Annotated in this window: 19 protein-coding genes; 18 read left to right on the top strand and 1 reads right to left on the bottom strand. The window is 40.3% G+C overall.

The annotated features are described in order from the left end of the window. Nucleotides 1-3 precede the first annotated feature (3 nt). The 11 genes from MKY45_RS12380 to MKY45_RS12330 all read left to right on the top strand — a co-directional run bounded on the left by MKY45_RS12380 (nucleotide 4) and on the right by MKY45_RS12330 (nucleotide 9,356). Entirely contained in the window at nucleotides 4-1,107 is a 1,104-nt protein-coding gene (locus MKY45_RS12380) for a prephenate dehydrogenase (RefSeq protein ID WP_042534138.1), read from the top strand. Between the two features lie 19 nt (nucleotides 1,108-1,126). Further along, on the top strand, nucleotides 1,127-2,416 hold the full coding sequence (gene aroA, locus MKY45_RS12375) for a 3-phosphoshikimate 1-carboxyvinyltransferase (protein ID WP_341172986.1): 1,290 nt from the start codon (nucleotides 1,127-1,129) through the stop codon (nucleotides 2,414-2,416). Between the two features lie 113 nt (nucleotides 2,417-2,529). Further along, complete coding sequence (locus MKY45_RS12370; RefSeq protein ID WP_042534134.1) at nucleotides 2,530-3,789, top strand: tetratricopeptide repeat protein; 1,260 nt, start codon at nucleotides 2,530-2,532, stop codon at nucleotides 3,787-3,789. Between the two features lie 42 nt (nucleotides 3,790-3,831). Further along, nucleotides 3,832-4,380, top strand: coding sequence for a ReoY family proteolytic degradation factor (locus tag MKY45_RS12365; protein ID WP_042534132.1), 549 nt, complete (start codon nucleotides 3,832-3,834; stop codon nucleotides 4,378-4,380). Nucleotides 4,381-4,936: 556 nt separating this feature from the next. Continuing rightward, entirely contained in the window at nucleotides 4,937-5,395 is a 459-nt protein-coding gene (locus MKY45_RS12360; RefSeq protein WP_042534130.1) for a DUF2487 family protein, read from the top strand. Between the two features lie 149 nt (nucleotides 5,396-5,544). Then, nucleotides 5,545-6,057, top strand: a complete 513-nt coding sequence (locus tag MKY45_RS12355) for a QcrA and Rieske domain-containing protein (protein WP_042534127.1) — start codon at nucleotides 5,545-5,547, stop codon at nucleotides 6,055-6,057. A 6-nt stretch (nucleotides 6,058-6,063) separates the two neighbouring features. Then, nucleotides 6,064-6,738 (top strand): menaquinol-cytochrome c reductase cytochrome b subunit, encoded by a 675-nt coding sequence (qcrB, locus tag MKY45_RS12350; protein ID WP_040981375.1) that lies wholly within the window; start codon nucleotides 6,064-6,066, stop codon nucleotides 6,736-6,738. 15 nt (nucleotides 6,739-6,753) lie between these two features. Next, nucleotides 6,754-7,533, top strand: a complete 780-nt coding sequence (locus tag MKY45_RS12345; RefSeq protein ID WP_042534122.1) for a menaquinol-cytochrome c reductase cytochrome b/c subunit — start codon at nucleotides 6,754-6,756, stop codon at nucleotides 7,531-7,533. A gap of 88 nt (nucleotides 7,534-7,621) precedes the next feature. After that, nucleotides 7,622-8,200 (top strand): DUF1405 domain-containing protein, encoded by a 579-nt coding sequence (locus MKY45_RS12340; protein WP_042536273.1) that lies wholly within the window; start codon nucleotides 7,622-7,624, stop codon nucleotides 8,198-8,200. A 171-nt stretch (nucleotides 8,201-8,371) separates the two neighbouring features. Beyond that, nucleotides 8,372-8,626 (top strand): sporulation protein YpjB, encoded by a 255-nt coding sequence (locus MKY45_RS12335; RefSeq protein WP_042534119.1) that lies wholly within the window; start codon nucleotides 8,372-8,374, stop codon nucleotides 8,624-8,626. Nucleotides 8,627-8,681: 55 nt separating this feature from the next. Continuing rightward, on the top strand, nucleotides 8,682-9,356 hold the full coding sequence (locus MKY45_RS12330; RefSeq protein WP_042534117.1) for a zinc metallopeptidase: 675 nt from the start codon (nucleotides 8,682-8,684) through the stop codon (nucleotides 9,354-9,356). A 549-nt stretch (nucleotides 9,357-9,905) separates the two neighbouring features. On the opposite strand, the gene MKY45_RS12325 is transcribed toward MKY45_RS12330, so the two are convergent. Continuing rightward, nucleotides 9,906-10,772 (bottom strand): YitT family protein, encoded by an 867-nt coding sequence (locus MKY45_RS12325; RefSeq protein ID WP_042534115.1) that lies wholly within the window; start codon nucleotides 10,770-10,772, stop codon nucleotides 9,906-9,908. A gap of 223 nt (nucleotides 10,773-10,995) precedes the next feature. Here MKY45_RS12325 and MKY45_RS12320 point away from each other — a divergent pair, with 223 nt between their 5' ends. From MKY45_RS12320 to dinG, 7 genes are read left to right on the top strand one after another with little or no spacing between them, the layout of a single operon-like run. Then, entirely contained in the window at nucleotides 10,996-11,349 is a 354-nt protein-coding gene (locus MKY45_RS12320) for a nucleotide pyrophosphohydrolase (RefSeq protein WP_042534113.1), read from the top strand. Beyond that, a complete protein-coding gene (dapB, locus tag MKY45_RS12315; protein WP_193062176.1) occupies nucleotides 11,339-12,136 on the top strand; it encodes a 4-hydroxy-tetrahydrodipicolinate reductase in 798 nt (265 codons plus the stop codon). The genes MKY45_RS12320 and dapB overlap by 11 nt, the downstream gene beginning before the upstream one ends. 33 nt (nucleotides 12,137-12,169) lie before the next feature. Continuing rightward, nucleotides 12,170-12,571, top strand: a complete 402-nt coding sequence (locus MKY45_RS12310) for a methylglyoxal synthase (RefSeq protein ID WP_042534109.1) — start codon at nucleotides 12,170-12,172, stop codon at nucleotides 12,569-12,571. A 15-nt stretch (nucleotides 12,572-12,586) separates the two neighbouring features. After that, a complete protein-coding gene (bshA, locus tag MKY45_RS12305) occupies nucleotides 12,587-13,723 on the top strand; it encodes an N-acetyl-alpha-D-glucosaminyl L-malate synthase BshA (protein WP_042534107.1) in 1,137 nt (378 codons plus the stop codon). A gap of 4 nt (nucleotides 13,724-13,727) precedes the next feature. After that, nucleotides 13,728-14,915 carry a CCA tRNA nucleotidyltransferase gene (locus tag MKY45_RS12300; protein WP_042534106.1) on the top strand — a complete coding sequence of 396 codons (1,188 nt, stop codon included), beginning with the start codon at nucleotides 13,728-13,730 and terminating at the stop codon, nucleotides 14,913-14,915. Further along, on the top strand, nucleotides 14,891-15,871 hold the full coding sequence (locus MKY45_RS12295; RefSeq protein ID WP_193062175.1) for a biotin--[acetyl-CoA-carboxylase] ligase: 981 nt from the start codon (nucleotides 14,891-14,893) through the stop codon (nucleotides 15,869-15,871). Before MKY45_RS12300 ends, MKY45_RS12295 begins: the two co-directional genes overlap by 25 nt. Before the next feature lie 31 nt (nucleotides 15,872-15,902). Then, on the top strand, nucleotides 15,903-18,707 hold the full coding sequence (gene dinG, locus MKY45_RS12290; RefSeq protein ID WP_341172985.1) for an ATP-dependent DNA helicase DinG: 2,805 nt from the start codon (nucleotides 15,903-15,905) through the stop codon (nucleotides 18,705-18,707). Nucleotides 18,708-18,813: the final 106 nt, after the last annotated feature.

Genomic DNA, 18,813 nt, shown 5'->3' with positions numbered 1-18,813 from the left:
TGTATGAAAAAGCAGCAGGTATTGATAGCTGGACTCGGCCTCATAGGCGGGTCCATTGCTAAAGCGATTAGAAAAGAGTCCGAACATTACATAATCGGTTTTGATGTAAACGAAAATACACTCCATTTTGCTTCGAATCATGGTATCATTGATGAAGCTTTTACCACTTTTGAAGAAGCTGCATTAAAGGCGGATATTATTATTATTTCTGCACCTATTTCAGAGACGATTCAGCTTGTTTCCAGACTGGATGACATTCCTTTCGAAAAAGATGTGATTGTCTCTGATACAGCGTCTGTAAAAGGTTCTGTACTTATTGCTGCAAATGGTTTAAGCAATAAAGCCATCCGTTTTATCGGCGGGCATCCAATGGCGGGATCCCATAAGAAAGGGATTGAAGCGGCGAAGGAACATTTATTTGAGAATGCCATTTATGTTTTATCCCCTCTTGATAATGCAACTGAGGAGAATGTAGATACATTAAGAGACGTTTTATCTGCAACCAAAAGCAACTTTGTTGTATTGCAATCTGATGAACATGACGAAATGACAGGAGTTATTTCTCACTTTCCGCATCTTATAGCATCATCACTTGTCCATCAGGCGAGAAAATGGGAGAAAAAACACTCCTACCTTCCGAAGCTTGCAGCAGGCGGATTTCGGGATATTACCCGGATTGCCTCCAGTAACCCGGTGATGTGGCAGGATATTTTTTATCACAATCAATCGAAAATGTCTGCCATGCTGGATGATTGGATTGTTGAAATGGAGCAGCTGAAAAAGCTGATTGAAGATAATGAAAAAGAAGAGGTTATTACGTATTTAGACAGCGCCAAAAATTACCGTGATGGATTAAATGAAGGCGGACGCGGTGCAATTCCGGCGTTCTACGATGTTATCGTTGATATTGCAGACCAGCCGGGTGCCATAGCTGAAGTGGCGCTTATTCTGGCAAATGCATCATTAAGTATTAAAAACATTGAAATCCTTGAAGTACGGGAAGGAATTACTGGTGCACTGCGCTTGAGCTTTTACACAAAAGAAGCGCAAGAAGCCGGTCAGAAGATATTAAAACAACGTGGATTTGAAACGATGATCCAATCTTAACGGCAAGGAGGAGAACGTATTGTCGCATTTTCAATTTGAATACACCTCACCAAGATTAGAAGGTGAAGTTATCGTTCCTGGAGATAAGTCGATATCACATCGTTCTATTATTTTCGGGAGTATTTCACATGGAATTACAAAAATATCAAATTTCCTTGACGGAGAGGATTGTCACAGAACGATTGATGCTTTTCGGGAGATGGGAGTACAGATTGAAAAAGAAGGAAGCTCCGTACTCGTTCATGGGAATGGGTTAGAAGGATTAAAAAAGCCTGCTGGAGCATTCGATTTTGGTAATTCAGGGACCACGACCAGATTAATGCTGGGTCTATTATCTGGACTGCCATTTGAAACGAAGATTTTTGGGGATGCTTCTCTTACAAAGCGTCCGATGGATCGTGTGGTTACGCCATTAAGAGAAATGGGTGCTGCAATTCATGGGCAGGAAGATGGAAAATATCTCCCGATTACCGTTCATGGAGGCGCCTTAAAAGGAATTACCTACCGCCTTCCGGTGAAAAGCGCTCAAGTAAAATCAGCTGTTTTATTGGCAGGCTTGGTTGCAGAAGGAAAAACTGTCGTACAAGAAGACACTGAAACAAGAAACCATACAGAAGTTATGCTTCAAGCCTTTGGTGCTGATTTAAAGCAGAAGGAAGAAGGAATTGTCGTTACAAACAAAGGGAAGCTGACAGCTTGTGACGTGGAAGTCCCCGGCGACATTTCCTCAGCTGCTTTCTTTTTAGCTGCCGGAGCAATTGTGCCCGGAAGTACAGTTACGTTAAAGAACGTCGGTTTAAATGCGTCCCGGACGGGCATTTTAGATGTAGTCAAGCAAATGGGGGCAGCTATTACTGTTTCTAATGAGCGCACTACAGGCGGTGAAAAAATTGGTGATTTAACCATTAAATATACTGCCTTAAAAGGGACGACAGTAGAAGGGGAAGTCATCCCCCGCCTGATTGATGAAATTCCAATACTTGCCTTGCTGGCAACACAGGCAGAAGGAAAAACGGTAATCAAGGACGCCGAAGAACTGAAGGTAAAAGAAACAGACCGCATTGAAGCTGTGTGTCAAAATTTAACAACACTGGGAGCAAATATCACACCGACCGAGGACGGAATGATTATTGAAGGACCAACCCGTCTAACAGGCGGCACCATTTCCTCCTATATGGATCACCGGATTGCCATGATGGGTGTTATCGCAGCGCTCGTATCAGAAAGCCCGGTAAAAATGGATGAAAAAGACAGTATCAATATATCGTATCCGACATTTTTTGATGACCTGGAAGCAATTTTGCAATAACATTTTCGTATATTTAAATTCTGGCTACAGTTCTAGTTATTTGAACTGTAGCTATCTTTTTTGTATGATAAATTGGAAGCAAAAGAAACACAAAAAGAGAGGGGTTCTTTTAAATGAACACCATTCAACAAGCAATCGAACTGGCTGAAAAAAATGAAACAGAAAAGGCGTTAGCATTATTAAGTGATTACCAAAAAAACGCAGATGATGATTCTCTGTTTCAAATAGCTGAACTATACCTGCAGTGGGGATTTCTAATTGAATCTAGAACCATCCTCGAACAATTGATTGAAAAATATCCTGAAGAAACGTCGCTGAAGCTTACCTTATCTGATATTTTTATTGAATCCGAAGAAGATGAGCTGGCGATTACGATATTAAATGAAATTCCGGAAGAAGATGAAGGATATGTTCAGGCGTTGATCCAGCTTGCGGATTTATATCAGGCTCAGGGATTATTTGAAGTTTCGGAGCAAAAGCTGTTGGAAGCAAAACATATCGACCCTCAAGAGAGCGTTATTGACTTTGCGCTCGGAGAATTATTCTTTTCTATCGGCGAATACCTAAAGGCTATCAACTACTATGAGCGCGTCTATGCGAAAGCAAAAGAAATAGGGAATGTTGCTATAGAAGACCGGCTTGGAGAAGCATATGCTGCTGCTGGTGAATATGAGAAAGCACTTGAATTTTACAAAGAAGAGGAAGACCCGGAACCGGATAATTTATTTAAATATGGAATCACCGCCCATCAGGCTGATCGTAATGACATCGCTATAAAAGCTTGGGAGCATGTGTTGGAAATCGATCAAGACTATTATGCGGCGTATACCCAGCTTGCCAATGTATATAAGGAACAAGGGACGCTGGAAGAAGCTTATAAAGTTGCGGAACAAGGTTTGGAAAGAGACTCCTATCAAAAAGAACTCTATTTCCTGGCTGGAGATATTGCTCACCAATTAGGGAGAAATGCGGAAAGTGAAGAGTATGTCAGGCAGGCTATCGCTTTAGAGCCGGATTATAAGGAAGCTGTCTTATTTTTGATTGAACTGCTTAAAGCAAGAGAAGCATTTGATGAGATTGTTGAATTAATCCAAAGTATTAAAAACTCTGGTGCAGAGGATGCACTCTATGATTGGGAACTGGCCAAAGCTTATGTTGAAATAGAATCGTTTGGTGATGCATTAAATAGCTACCAGGAAGCATATACTAGTTTACAGCATGACAGCGACTTTTTAAAAGAGTATGGCTATTTCCTGACCGAGGAAGGAAGACTGCAAGAAGCCATTCCAGTCCTGAAAGCATATCTCGGCCAGCAGCCTATTGATGAAGATGTGCGTGAGCATGTGGAACGCTTGGAACAAGATTTATTGTAGGTGACATGTCTAGCTTTTAGAGAGGAGAGAGGGGAGAGCGGAATGCTATCATCTGTAACTGCAAAAGATAAGAAGGACTTCATCCAGTGGTTTTTAAACCATTACCGCTTAAAAAAACGGGAAAGTGTATGGATACTTAATTACTTAGTAAACCATATGGATATTTTAGAACATGTGCATTTTGTTAGAGATGTAAAGTATTGTCCTAGAGGCGTAATGATTTCCAGTCGCTGTTCAGAGAAAATACCATTTCGATTTTACAAAAATCATCTGGTAACAACGGACGCAGAGAAAACTTTTCATGACATCCGGTTAAACAAACAGGAAGCGTTATTTATCCAATTAAATTTTCATCAGGCAAACCAAAGCGCTTATTATGCTGCTGTATTAGAAGAAAACCCATTCTTGCCGGATGATTACTATTTAACAAAAGATGACAAACAGACCACATCTGAATTATTGGATCAGCTCCTGATTAATCAAAAACAGGAACGTTTGCGGGAAGCGATTGATGAGGCTTTAGATTCGGGAAATCATACGAAATTTTTAGAGCTGACAAAAGAGTTAGAGAAACTGCTGAATAAATCATAAAGATTAAGCTTAAAAACGTATAAATCAAATGATAATGTTTAAAAGCAACCTATATTTTTATGGGTTGTTTTTTTCGTAACTCAAGTTTCATACATTAAAAAGTAACTTCATTTCCATAGAAACAGGAGTTACGGCGGTCCGTTTTGCTTTCCGACGTCCTGGGACTGCGATTACTCGTCCCATCGAAAACATTTGTATGTCGGAAAGCGGAGTGGTTGGTTGCAGGAGCTATGGACCATCACCAATTCCAAAAAGGCCGGATATTTAATCAAAAAGTAAGCATGTAATGGAGAACATATTCATCCGGGAATAGCAAGATATATATGCTTATTCTTAGGTGTGAAAATTGAATTTGTAACAAATAGATTAAATATTATTCATCATGGATAGAATAAGAAAGATTGGCAAATAAGCCTGGAATCGCGAAAAAGAGATCGTGTTTGTCATGGCCTGGGCCAGTCTGTCTATCAGTTGTATTTGCTGACAATTTATCCTTTCCTATATGTGTGAAAAATTGTTACAATATAGGCAAGTATTTTGGAAGGGAGGATTGTTTATGAAATGGACAAGGGTTGATTTGCAGAAATATGAACAAGCGAAGGAGTATATTGATACAGTGATTGTACCGTTAGCACCTTTTCAAATTGGTGCTTTAGATGCTACTGCTAAAAATGCAGATCAGTATGAGATTTTAACGCTTTTTGCCAGAGAGCTGGAGAAAGAATTAATGGGCAGAATTATGCTTACTCCGACTTATACATACATCAACTCGGCAGAGAGGTCCGAAGAGGCAGAGCGATTAAATCAGTGGACAGCTCATTTTAACGAACAGCCTTTTAAACAGGTGCTCTATATCAGCTTTGATCCGTCTTGGCGAAAAATAGCCAATGATTTAGAAGGAGAATTTATTTGGCTTCCAACTATTCCTTTAAAAGATGCCGAACCAGCTGCAATAAAAGACATGATAAGAGACCAGACTATGCAAACAGCAGAATTAGTCAAGTCCTTTTGGTAGAGTAAAACAAAATTATCAAAACATTTACAGTTAACCTAGGATATATATTGACCGAACCAATAGTTTACGCTATCATTATTAGTGTCCTAGTAATCTGATTTTATCTTAAAAATGTCCGTGACTATTTGAACACAGAGGGGGGGAAAACCATGAGTGATGAAAAACGCGATATATCCCGCAGACAATTTTTAAATTATACGCTTACAGGCGTAGGGGGCTTTATGGCTGCCGGTTTGCTGATATCACCTGTTCGGATGGCAATCGATCCTGTATTGAAGTCCGGTGAAGGCGGAGATTTTGCAAATGTTGGACTAGAAGTTTCTGAAATCACTTCTGATCCACAGCGTGTCGATTGGACTGTCGATCAGGTAGATGGCTGGTATGAATCAGAAGTAAATCAAACAGCCTGGGTATATCGAAATGATGATGACGAAATTGTTGCCTTTTCCCCAGTTTGTAAACATTTAGGTTGTTTTGTTTCTTGGGAAGGAAATGACGACTATCCAGAGGAGTACTTCTGTCCTTGCCACAATGGTCGTTATTACAAGAATGGGGTGAATGTTCCTGGAACACCGCCATTGCAACCGCTTGATGTTTATGAACAGGAAGAAAGGGATGGCATGCTGTTCCTAGGTAATATTAGACCACATGAGGAGGCGTAATAAACAATGTTACAGAAGATTTATGATTGGATCGATGATCGCATTGATATTACGCCAATATGGCGAGATATTGCCGATCACGAGGTTCCAGAGCACGTTAATCCAGCGCATCACTTTTCCGCATTTGTATACTGTTTTGGCGGATTAACATTCTTTGTAGTAGTAATCCAAATTCTTTCCGGTATGTTTTTAACAATGTATTATGTGCCGGATATTGAAAACGCATGGCAATCTGTTTACTACCTGCAGACAGAAGTAGCACATGCTCAAATTGTCCGCGGTATGCATCACTGGGGCGCTAGTGTCGTTGTCGTAATGCTATTATTACATACTTTACGGGTATTTTTCCAAGGGGCATATAAAAAACCTCGTGAGCTTAACTGGATGGTAGGAGTTCTTATCTTCTTTGTTATTCTGGGACTAGGCTTTACAGGCTACCTGCTTCCTTGGGACAACAAAGCGTACTTTGCGACTCAAGTGGGACTAGAAATCGCGGAACAAGTACCATTTATTGGAGAAGCTCTTAAAACGCTTCTAGCTGGGGATGCTACTATTGTTGGTGCACAAACCCTGACACGTTTCTTTGCAATCCATGTCTTCTTTTTACCGGGAGCATTGTTTGCATTATTAGCAATTCACTTTATCTTAATCCGTAGACAAGGTATTTCCGGACCACTATAAAAAGGAGGGCAACCAATGCATAAGGGTAAAGGTATGAAATTCGTTGGTGATTCTCGGATCACAGCGGAAAGAACATCAAAAGTACCAAAAGATTATTCCGAGTATCCTGGTAGAACAGAAGCTTTTTGGCCCAACTTTTTATTAAAAGAATGGTTGGCCGGAGCAGTTTTCCTTGTAGGGTTTTTATGCTTGGTGTTGGCACACCCATCTCCGCTTGAAGGAATGGCTGATCCGACAGATGCAGCATATATCCCGCTGCCAGACTGGTATTTCTTATTCTTGTATGAATTATTAAAGTATCAATTTGCAAGTGGTAATTGGATTATTCTTGGAATTCTTGTTATTCCGGGAATTGGGTTTGGAGCGCTATTCCTTGCTCCATTCTTGGACAACGGTCCTGGGCGCCGTCCGCGTCACCGTCCAATTGCTGTTGGGATGATGCTTTTAGGACTAGCGTCCGTTATTTGGTTAACGTATACTTCTGCAGCACCAGTTGACTGGGAAGAGCGTGCCGAGCAAAACAAACCAATTCCTCCAGGCGAATCTATTGTTGATGAGAGTCACCCTGGATTTGCAGCGTATGAAACAAGCTGTCTAAGCTGTCATGGCGGAGAATTGGAAGGTGGAGCAGGTCCTGCGTTAGTCGGAGGAAATGAGCACACCAAAGAAGAAATTATGGATATTGCTGTCAATGGTATTGGTTCCATGCCTGCCGATCAGTTCCAAGGAACGGATGAAGAACTGGAACAATTAGCAGATTTTATCATTGAAACCAATGAAGCAGCAGCAGAATAAAGAATAGTCAGAAGCACCTTTGTCCACAATAAGGCAAAGGTGCTTTCTCTATTGATGATAATGACAGAAGGGAGAAATTGAATTGAAAATGCTGTCATACATATTATTAGATAAAAAATTTTTGATCCTGCTTTTCATGATAAATTTCCTGGGGACCATCTATGGTTATTACTGGTATGGATCACAATTAGAAATAACTCCGCCGATATTTATTCCGTTTGTCCCGGACAGTCCGACAGCCAGTCTGTTCTTTACGATTTTCCTGTTGTTTTTTATTTTTGGGAAAAACATACCCTACATCGAGGCATTAGCAATTGTTTCTTTATTTAAATACGGCGTCTGGGCCGTCGTTATGAATTTATTAACCGTGGCAACTGGTGGAAATATTGGCGAAGCAGGCTACATGCTGATTGCATCCCATTTAGGAATGGCTATTCAAGGATTGCTTTATGCACCGTATTACAAAATAAAGCTGCGGCATTTAACACTTGCCGGGATTGTTGTGTTACATAATGATATTATTGATTATGTCTTTGGCCAAATGCCTATTTATTCCGATTTAACAGAGTATATGAATGAAATTGGTTATTTTACATTTTGGTTAAGCGTGGTGTCTGTTCTGCTTGCTTATTACCTGACGGTTCACAAGAAACAACGGCATATATAAGAAGCTTCCTGAAGTTAGAGCCCTCAGAATTTCGGGCAAGATATAGCTATTTCCAAAGTATTTATGTTACTATTTCATCTATTCTTACTAATCAGAAAAACCTGACCGTCATACCAAGTCGCCTCTCATCATAAACTTAGAATATACATCAAAAGATCAGAGGTGATCTCTATGGCAGAGAAACTGCTTCGTGTGATGACAATCGGATTCATAGGGATGTTTTACCATGCAAACGATGTTCATGCTGCCTCTATTCCATCAGGAAACATTTACTATAACAGCTTAGCGCCGTCTCCGTTTATTTTAGGTGTCATAATTGTAGGCGGTTGCATTATTGTTACATTATCTTATGTAAGTTGGAAAAAATACAAAGGGGAAAATGCAGGGAATAAGCCGGTCCGCAAAAACGACAAATCAGTTGACTAAAATAGAGATACTGACTAAAATTGACCTTATGATACAGTAATGGGGGTATTAAGAAATGGTCGCTTATTTGATTTATTTTGTCTTATTAATGATTGTACCGATGCTTGCATCAGGAAAAGTAAAAAGCACGTATACAAAGTACTCTAAAAAACCAACATCTTCCGGAATGACGGGCGCAGACGTTGCCAGGAAAATTTTAGATGATAATGGTTTGCATGATGTACAGATTGGAATGGTTAAAGGGGAATTAACAGATCATTATGATCCACGTAAAAAGCAAGTAAACCTTTCTGAAAATAATTACAACGGCAGATCGATGGCTTCTTCTGCTATCGCAGCACATGAAGTAGGCCACGCGATCCAGGATCAGGAAGAGTATGCATTTTTACGCTTTCGAAGTGCTTTAGTTCCAGTAGCAAACTTCGGCTCTAATATTTCTATGTTCTTAATCATTGCGGGTATGCTTATGCAAGCAAGTAATATGCTGCTTCTTGGAATTATCTTCTTCGCAGCTGCAGTGCTTTTCCAATTAGTGACACTGCCAGTTGAGTTTGATGCTTCAAATCGGGCGATGACCCAGATGGTTTCAGCGGGTATTATCCGTAACAATGAAGAACGGGAAACAAAAAAAGTATTAAATGCCGCCGCAATGACCTATGTTGCTGCAGCATTGGTTGCCGTTGCTGAGCTTATCCGCTTTATTCTTATCTTTGCGGCAAATAGAGACTGATATGTAAAAAAAGATGATCCGAAAGGGGTCATCTTTTTTTAGCTAAGGAATAAATATAAATAAAACCAAAAAAATCACTAGTTCTTTAAAATATTGGTATTCTTGCCGGGCAGATGTCCGCTCCGGGAAGCCGCTTTTCGCTGGCAACGTTCAGCCTTCTCGAAAGAAGCCCACTTTCTGCGGGGGCTTCACCTGCTGCTTTTCCCGCAGGAGTCGACAACATCCGCTCCCATCTATGTGGAATTACATTTTTATTTGCTTTTTTACAAAGAAATAACACAAATTCTAGCGATGGTTTTGATGGGGCAAGTAATCGCAATCCCAGTGTGAAGACCCCGCAGAAAAAAGCGAACTCCTTTTTTCTACCCACAGGGCATAAGTGTGACTTTACTTCTGTCTATGCCTATAGGCTTGCCAATCAGCAGGTCTTCTTTGAAGGAGATGAGCTCGGGGCCCACGGAAAACGTAGTGTATTTCTTATTAGCCAATCATTCAGCTATGTAAGAGAAAGGAGCTAAGGATAATTTCCTAAGCTCCTTTTTATCTTGCCTAATCATTTAACGGCTTTTTATTCTCATCCAATGTGAAACCTTCTCCCATCACCTCATGCACGGTTGTCATCGAAACAAAGGCAGAAGGGTCTGTCTGATTAATGATGTTTTTCATCCGGACAATTTCATTTCGTGCGACTACACAGTAGAGCACATTCCTTTTCTCTTTGGAAAAGCTCCCCTGACCATTTAAAATTGTCACGCCCCGTTCCATTTTTTCCATAATCTGTTCTGCGATTTCTTCACTTTGATTTGAGATGATAAATGCTCCTTTTGCAGCGTATGCGCCTTCCTGAATAAAATCAATCACCCGCGCGCCAACAAATACAGCCAGCAGAGTGTACATTCCTTCAGACAGCTCAAGGAATGTCAGAATAGAAGTGATAATCACAAGAAAGTCAAAGACAAACATCGCTTTTCCGATACTCCAAGAAGTGAATTTGTTAATGATGCGAGCGATAATATCCACTCCGCCGGTTGTCCCGCCAAAGCGGAAAATAATTCCTAATCCAATACCGATAAACACACCTGCAAATAAAGCGACAAGTGTCATATCATCCTCTAATCCAATTTGAATCTGATAGATTTGAAAAATCCAGAGAAAAAGAGACACGGATAAAGTTCCAACCATGGTATAGACAAACGCATTCCTGCCTAGTATTTTCCATCCAATAAAAAATACCGGAATATTAAGGACAATATTCGAGATTGCCGGGTCGATATCCCATAAGAAGAAAAGCAGCAGGGTGATACCTGTAAAACCGCCTTCTCCTAGATTGTGCTGCATATTAAAATGGACAAGTCCAAAGGAAAAGATGGCTGCTCCTATTAAAATAAATACAATATTTTTTACTCGAACCTTCAACTTATTATGCCTCCTTATGTTCACGTTTCAACCGTAAAGCTGACGGTGTGCCTATGTATGCAATTCCTAGTATTTACAGCTTGTTTATAGCCAATATCTATTATAGCCAATATAAAATCAAGTAACAATCCGCATACTGTACCAATTAGTTGTCAAAATCCTTGCTTTTAGCTAACATGAAAGAAGAGAAAAAAAGTATATTGATTTTAAAGAGGTGTCAGAAATGGAGAATACCAGCCATACATTAAAAGATGTCCAAAAACGTGTGGATCAATACATATCTCAATTTAAGGAAGGATATTTCTCTCCGCTTGCTTTGATGGCAAGATTATCTGAGGAGACAGGAGAATTAGCAAGAGAAATTAATCATTACCATGGTGAGAAGCCAAAGAAAGCAGAAGAGAAAGAAAATACAGTGGAGGAAGAAGTCGGCGATATGCTTTTTGTATTGGCCTGTTTAGCTAACTCGCTGGATTTTGATTTGTCGGATTCCTTCGAGAAATCGATGCAAAAATTTGAAACAAGAGATAAAAATCGCTGGACAAGAAAAGAGGAGGAAAATAATCATGGCAATTAAAATAATCGTAGCAGGTCCGAGAGGAAGAATGGGAAAAGAAGCAGTCCATATGATTTATGACACAGCTGATTTTGAATTGACCGCTTGTTTAGACCATAAAAATGACGGAAAGAAATTAAGTGATTTAGAAGGCTTTTCAGGTGATTTTAATGCCCCAATCTACACAGACATCGAAAAATGCTTTTCTGAGCAGCAGGCTGATGTATTTGTTGATTTAACGATACCTGAAGTCGGTTATAAACATACAAAAGCAGCTTTGAATCATGGCATTCGTCCAGTGGTAGGAACTACAGGATATACAAATGAGCAGTTAGAAGAGTTAAAACAGCTGACAAAAGAAAAACAAACCGGGTGTATTATTGCGCCTAATTTTGCTATCGGAGCTGTGTTAATGATGAAATTTGCAAAAATGGCAGCTGCCTATTTTCCGGATGTGGAAATCATTGAAAAGCATCATGATCAAAAATTGGACGCGCCATCCGGTACGGCGAAGAAAACCGCGGAGCTTATTCAGGAATCCAGAAAATCGAAAAAGCAAGGTCATGCCGATGAAGAAGAAACCATTAAAGGTGTCCGCGGGGGAGATTTTGATGGCATGCGTATTCACAGTATGCGTCTCCCTGGTCTGGTAGCTCATCAGGAAGTGGTGTTTGGCGGCGCCGGACAAACGTTAACCATCCAGCATGATTCGATGAACAGAGCCTCCTTTATGGACGGCATCAAAGAATGTGTCCACCAGGTCATGGATTTGGACGAGCTTATTTATGGTTTAGAAAATATTTTATAAGAAATAACAGATATAAATAAAGGGGGAGCCGTCATGAATGTTGCATTAATTGCGCACGATAAGAAAAAAGAAGATATGGTCGAGTTTACAACTGCTTATACACATGTACTAAAGAATCATCACTTATTTGCTACAGGAACAACAGGGACCCGGATTATGGAGTCAACAGGTCTTTCGGTCCATCGTTTTAAATCTGGTCCGCTTGGCGGCGATCAGCAGATAGGCAGTATGATTGCAGAGAATAAAATGGACATGGTTATTTTCTTTCGGGATCCGTTGACTGCCCAGCCGCATGAGCCTGATATCAGCGCGTTAATGCGGTTATGTGATGTGTATCAAATTCCTTTAGCGACCAATATTGCCGGCGGGGAAATTTTCATGCACGGGCTGAATCGGGGCGATTTTCAGTGGAGAGAAATCGTGAAGGAAGATTAAGAAAGAAGGGGAATTGTGAAGAAAATAGGAATTACATGCTATCCAACCATTGGCGGTTCAGGAGTAATCGCTACAGAATTAGGTAAGAAATTAGCGGAAAAGGGTCATGAAATACATTTTATCACCTCCAGTATGCCCTTTCGTTTAGAAAAAGTGTATGTGAATGTGTATTATCATCAGGTAGAGATGAGTCATTACCCTGTATTTCAATATCCGCCTTATGATTTAGCTTTAGCTGCCAAGATGGCAGAGGTGATCGACCGCGAAAAATTGGATATTCTTCATGTTCATTATGCGATGCCGCATGCTATTTGCGGTATTTTAGCAAGAGATATGGCGAAGCACCCTGTAAAAATTGTCACTACCTTACATGGAACAGATATTACTATACTGGGCATAGATAACACGTTAAAGCCTATTATCCGTCATGGTATCGAACAATCCGATGCAGTTACCGTTGTTTCAGAAAGCTTGCGTAAACAAACTGTAGACATGCTGGATATCCAGAAAGAAATGGATGTAATTTATAACTTTATTAATGAAAATGAATACTACCCCCAAAAAGGGGCGGAGCTGCGCAGCCAATTTCAGATAAATGCTTCTGACAAAATTATGATTCATATCTCGAACTTTCGGAAGGTAAAACGGGTCCAAGATATCATAGATACCTTTAAAATAGTTAATGAAAGCATTCCTTCCAAATTATTATTAATTGGTGACGGCCCGGAATATTCAGATATGGTTCAGCATGTTAATGAATTAGGGCTGAAAACAGAAGTACATTTTCTGGGGAAACAAAATAATGTCAGTGATATACTGGCAATGGCAGATGTAATGCTGCTTATGTCTGAAAAAGAGAGCTTCGGGCTAGTATTATTAGAAGCGATGGCTTGCGGCGTGGCTGGGATTGGAACCAATGTCGGCGGTATTCCTGAAGTATTGACCCATGATAAAACAGGGTATATTGTAGAGCTTGGAGATATCGAACAGGCTGCATCATACGCTATTGAGCTTTTATCAGATCCGGAGAAGCAACACCAATTTTCAGAAGCAGCTATCGAGCATGTGCGGAATCATTTTGCATCCGCAAAGATTGTTAACCAATATGAAGCTTTATACGACAAGGTTTTAGAAGAAGGGAAAAGAGGCTAGAAGCATGCTACCATCTATTTTCCATAAGGCAGCAAACATAATTTCCATCATAGAAGAGCATCATTACGAAGCATACTTCGTCGGCGGCTGTGTACGCGATTATATTATCGGCCGTCCTATTCATGATGTAGATATTGCATCATCAGCTTTCCCTTCGGAAATACAAGCAATTTTCCCGAAGGTCATCCCGGTGGGAATCGAGCATGGTACTGTGATTGTCCGGTATGAACAGGAATCTTTTGAAGTAACTACTTACCGGACAGAAGGGACCTATACAGATCACCGCCGGCCGGATGAAGTTCATTTTGTCCGCGATATAAAAGAAGACTTAAAACGCAGAGATTTTACCATGAATGCCATTGCCATGGATGCCAATGGCAAGGTATTAGACCCTTTTGGAGGAAGAGAGGACATTGCCGGCAGACGAATCCAGACGGTAGGTGATGCAGCAGACCGGTTCAAAGAGGATGCTTTGCGCATTATCCGTGCGCTGCGTTTTTCCAGCCAACTAGGGTTTTCCATTGAAGTTAATACAAAAGAAGCTATGAAAAGCTGCAGAGCATTAATAGATAAATTAGCAGTGGAACGGTTAACCGTTGAATTAGAAAAATTATGTGCTGGTGCTTATTTTAGCAAAGCAGTGGAGTATATTTTTGAATTAGAGCTCTATCACCACCTGCCTATTTTTAAAGACACTCCGCTGCTGTTAAAGGAAATAGAACCTGTTGCTTCGCTTGCTCCTGTTTTTGCCTTTGTCGAGCTAAATAGTGAGTCTATCACAGCAGCAGACTGTACCAAGGCCTATAAATGTTCCAATCAATTAAAGCAGCAAGCAAACACGCTTGTAGATGCATATCATCGCTATAAAGAGAATGGAATAGATGCCTGGTTTGTCTATCAGCTGCCAAGGAAACAGTGGGACTTTTTCATATACTTAGTAAAACAGACAGATAAGAAAATCATCGATATAGAAGTATTTTATTCTATCCGGAAGAAGCTTCCTATTTTATCTAAAAAAGAGCTTTGCGTGAATGGATATGATTTAATGAAATGGTTTCCTGAACGTCCAAAAGGTAAATGGATAAAGCAGCAATTAGATGCAATAGAATATCAAATTGTTACCTCCAAGCTGGCAAATGAAAAATCGAAAATAAAGGACTGGATACAATGGAATCTACCCGTTCAAGATTAATCAAACTATTATCCGAAAATAAAATGAGCTACATCTCTGGCCAAGCGCTCTCTGAACAATTAGGCATTTCCCGGAATGCAATCTGGAAGCATATGAAGGATTTGGAAAGTGATGGCTATCATATTGATGCGAAAAGAAGTCAGGGCTACCGGATTGTTTCGTTTCCGGATAAAGTCAGCAGTAATACGATCCGCTGGGGTTTGGAAACAAAATGGATGGGGCATCATATTATTCATAAAGAGGCAACACCGTCGACTCAAATCATTGGACACGAAGCAGCACGGGACAATGCTCCGGATGGCACGATCATCATTGCAGAGGAACAGACAGCAGGCAGAGGAAGAATGAAAAAGAATTGGTTTTCGGATAAAGAAGGTTTATGGGCGACCCTCCTGCTCAGACCGCCTATTCCACCAAATAAAGCTTCCGAACTGACGCTGTTAACAGCAGTTGCTTTAAGAAAAGCACTCCATCAGCTGACCGGATTACCCATCGGTATCAAATGGCCGAATGATTTATTGATCGGAGATAAAAAACTCTGCGGTATTTTAACAGAAATGCAGGGAGAGCAAGACCGAATCAATTATGTTTTAATTGGTATCGGCTTAAATGTGAATCAGGATGAAGCGAGCTGGGATGCTTCCATTCGGGATATTGCAACCTCCTTAAAAAGAGAGTCCGGGAACAGCTGGGATAAGATTAAAATCGTTCAGACAATATTAAAGCATTTTGAAAATACATATGAGATGTATTTAAACTATGGTTTTAAAGCTATTAAATCGGAATGGGAAGAACATGCCTTTAAAATAGATGAAAATATTAAAATCAAAACATTTCATGAAGAGTGGACCGGCCGATTTTTAGGGATTACTGACGAAGGAGCCCTGATTGTGGAATCAGCGGAAGGCAGTCCTGTAACGCTCTATTCTGCTGAAATCACATGGTTTGACCGCTAGAAAAAATAAAAATTAGATTGGAGGTGATCTGTTGCGATATGTTGTGATTGACCTGGAAACGACCGGAAATTCTCCGTCAAAGTCGGGAAAAATAATTGAGATAGGCATGGTTGCGATTGAAAATGATGAAATTAAAGAAACAAAGACGACCTTATTAAATCCGAATCAGCCTATCCCTCCATTTATTTCTCATCTGACAGGGATTCATGATGGAGAAGTAAAGGACGCCCCGTTATTTAGCGATGAAGCGGAAGAAATCACCCGGATTTTAAAGGACAGTTATATTGTTGCACATAATGCCGCCTTTGATGTCGGCTTTCTCAATATGGAATTAACGTCGAACGGTTATCCCGAATTAAAAAATCAGGTTCTGGACACAGTGGAGCTGTCGAGAATATTATTCCCGAGTATATCCAGTTATAAATTGAGTCATCTGGCTGCGCATTTCGAGCTGCATCATGACGATCCGCACCGTGCTTTATCAGATGCGTATGTAACGGCAAAGCTATTTATGAAGTTAAAAGAGAAATTAGATCATCTCCCATATGAAACGTTATTTAAACTAAAAAATCTCGAAGAAAAACTGCAATCCGACTTAGCGGCTATCCTGGATAACCGCCTGGAAGAAATAGCATTCCGAGAGCATCCGGATAAGCAAATAAAGCATTATCAGGGTCTTGCTTTTCGTATGTCTGAAAAAGAGATGAAATCTGATGCGCAGATAGACATATCGTTCGGAGAATACTTAGATGCCGTTTATGAAGAGCAGGGATCGCTTTCGAGAGCCTTTTCTTCCTATGAGCCAAGGAAAGGGCAGCGGCAAATGTCAGAGACGATTTATGATGCCTTTTCTGCAAAAAAACATGCGTTTATCGAAGCGGGCACCGGCACAGGAAAATCTTTAGCTTATTTATTGCCAGCTGTTTACCAGGCTGTTAACCAACGTGAACGCCTCGTCATCAGCACGTATACAACTCAATTGCAGAGCCAGCTGCTGGAAGAAGAAATTCCTTTATTAAGGAAAATTATCACAAGCCCTTTTAAAGTGGCTTTAATGAAAGGAAAAAATCATTACTTAAATTTAGAGAAGTTTCTTTATGAGCTTGATTACGGTCCAAAGGATAATTATGATTTTGTCCTGACAAAAGCGATATTACTTGTATGGATCACGGAGACAGAAACAGGGGATATTGATGAGATTCAACTGCCAGCAGGGGGCTATATTTTCTTTCAGAAGGTTTCTGTTGATGTAGAGAAAACAATGAACCCAAAATCGCCCTGGTTTCACCATTCCTATTATCAGCTGGCCAGACGAAGGGCACAAAAAGCTGATGTTGTCATTACGAATCACGCCTTGCTTTGTACGGATATGTTTAATGACTATGCTTTTTTACCAAGCTATCAAAAGGCCATTATCGATGAGGCGCATCATTTTGAAGAAACAGCATCCCATCATTACGGGCTAAAATTGGATTACATACAAATGCAATTTACATGTAATTATTTAGGGACAGCTGATGAGGATAAACAATTCAGTTCCGTTCTGAAAGCTTCTGATATAGGACAAAGAGAAGCATTAGCTCATAAATGGAATACAGCTATCAGAGAAGCGAAGTATGATATTGACGAACTTTTTCATCTGATTGAGCGCTTTGTCAGGTCACAGCAGAAGAACGATAAAGCAACCAGTGATTTGGGAAGAGTCCAATATCGTATCAAGCCGGAAACCTATCAGCAGGATTCCTGGCAGCTTGCTCAGGATATGGCGGCACGATTGCGTATGCATTTTCAGAGGCTGTTGGAAGTTTTATCTCAATTAATGGATGCATATTCCGTGGACAATGGAGATGAAAAACAATTTCTGGAAGATATCGGTCAAATGCAGGATGCGTTAGTAAAATATATAGAAGATTTAAAAGTGATGTTCCAGGAACAAAATGAGGTAGCATTGATTAAATGGGCTGAAGTAGATTTAAAAGGAAAGCATCATAGTGTATTCCTTTACAGTGAGCCGGCGGATATCGCGCCGATACTGGCTGAAGAATTTTTCTCCCAAAAAGAGAGTATCATCTTCACCAGTGCGACATTAACAATGGGAAGCTCCTTTACATTTATAAAAGAAAGATTAGGTGTAGCTGAGCAAGATTTATTAACAGAGCAAATTGCTTCCCCGTTTCAGTATGATAAACAGGTGCAATTGTTGATTCCAACTGATTTTCCAGATATTAAATATGGAAACATTGATGATTTTGTTTATGCTGTATGTGAAGCAATCTTGTCGCTGGCAGAGATTACTTCAGGCAGAATGCTTGTCTTGTTTACCTCCTATGACATGCTGAAAAAGGCAAATGATTTGTTAAAGGAAATGATGACAGAGCAGCAATACGTCATTATTGCCCAGGGAGTGACAAGCGGAAGCCGAAGCAGGTTAAAGAAAAATTTTCAATCCTATAATCAGGCAATCCTGCTTGGAACAAGCTCTTTCTGGGAGGGCGTAGATATACCAGGAGAGGATTTATCGGCGCTTGTAATGGCAAGGCTGCCTTTTCAGCCGCCAAACCATCCTGTTTTTGAAGCGAAGTCGCATCAGATGAAAGAAGAAGGAAAAAATCCGTTTATGAACCTGTCCTTGCCACAGGCAGTTATTAAATTTAAACAAGGTTTTGGGCGGTTAATCCGTTCCTCAGAAGACAGAGGAATTGTATTTATTTGCGATGGACGGATTAAAACAGCTAAATACGGGAAATACTTTTTGGAATCCATCCCCTCCGTACCTGTTCATTATGAAGCAACACGGCATTTGATAAGTAATGCCGAAGAATGGTTTCATCAATAAATAAGAACAGCTGCTCATCAGCGGGAATATTTCCTCCCCGCTGATGCAAAGTTATTTTTTAACGGTATTTGTTTACAGAAACCGCACATCTAGGTATAGTAAATGA

The sequence above is a fragment of the Oceanobacillus sp. FSL K6-0251 genome, assembly GCF_038004725.1.
GTDB lineage: Bacteria > Bacillota > Bacilli > Bacillales > Amphibacillaceae > Oceanobacillus > Oceanobacillus oncorhynchi.
The sequence above is the reverse complement of the archived record's forward strand: the minus strand, read 5'-3'. Positions and strand labels throughout refer to the sequence as shown.

What these genes read in the sequence shown, in the direction of transcription:
- MKY45_RS12380 (WP_042534138.1), top strand. Translation starts at nt 4, where the DNA reads ATGAAAAAGCAGCAGGTATTGATAGCTGGACTCGGCCTCATAGGCGGG.
- MKY45_RS12370 (WP_042534134.1), top strand. Translation starts at nt 2,530, where the DNA reads ATGAACACCATTCAACAAGCAATCGAACTGGCTGAAAAAAATGAAACA.
- MKY45_RS12365 (WP_042534132.1), top strand. Translation starts at nt 3,832, where the DNA reads ATGCTATCATCTGTAACTGCAAAAGATAAGAAGGACTTCATCCAGTGG.
- MKY45_RS12360 (WP_042534130.1), top strand. Translation starts at nt 4,937, where the DNA reads ATGAAATGGACAAGGGTTGATTTGCAGAAATATGAACAAGCGAAGGAG.
- MKY45_RS12355 (WP_042534127.1), top strand. Translation starts at nt 5,545, where the DNA reads ATGAGTGATGAAAAACGCGATATATCCCGCAGACAATTTTTAAATTAT.
- qcrB (WP_040981375.1), top strand. Translation starts at nt 6,064, where the DNA reads ATGTTACAGAAGATTTATGATTGGATCGATGATCGCATTGATATTACG.
- MKY45_RS12345 (WP_042534122.1), top strand. Translation starts at nt 6,754, where the DNA reads ATGCATAAGGGTAAAGGTATGAAATTCGTTGGTGATTCTCGGATCACA.
- MKY45_RS12340 (WP_042536273.1), top strand. Translation starts at nt 7,622, where the DNA reads ATGCTGTCATACATATTATTAGATAAAAAATTTTTGATCCTGCTTTTC.
- MKY45_RS12335 (WP_042534119.1), top strand. Translation starts at nt 8,372, where the DNA reads ATGGCAGAGAAACTGCTTCGTGTGATGACAATCGGATTCATAGGGATG.
- MKY45_RS12330 (WP_042534117.1), top strand. Translation starts at nt 8,682, where the DNA reads ATGGTCGCTTATTTGATTTATTTTGTCTTATTAATGATTGTACCGATG.
- MKY45_RS12320 (WP_042534113.1), top strand. Translation starts at nt 10,996, where the DNA reads ATGGAGAATACCAGCCATACATTAAAAGATGTCCAAAAACGTGTGGAT.
- dapB (WP_193062176.1), top strand. Translation starts at nt 11,339, where the DNA reads ATGGCAATTAAAATAATCGTAGCAGGTCCGAGAGGAAGAATGGGAAAA.
- MKY45_RS12310 (WP_042534109.1), top strand. Translation starts at nt 12,170, where the DNA reads ATGAATGTTGCATTAATTGCGCACGATAAGAAAAAAGAAGATATGGTC.
- MKY45_RS12300 (WP_042534106.1), top strand. Translation starts at nt 13,728, where the DNA reads ATGCTACCATCTATTTTCCATAAGGCAGCAAACATAATTTCCATCATA.
- MKY45_RS12295 (WP_193062175.1), top strand. Translation starts at nt 14,891, where the DNA reads ATGGAATCTACCCGTTCAAGATTAATCAAACTATTATCCGAAAATAAA.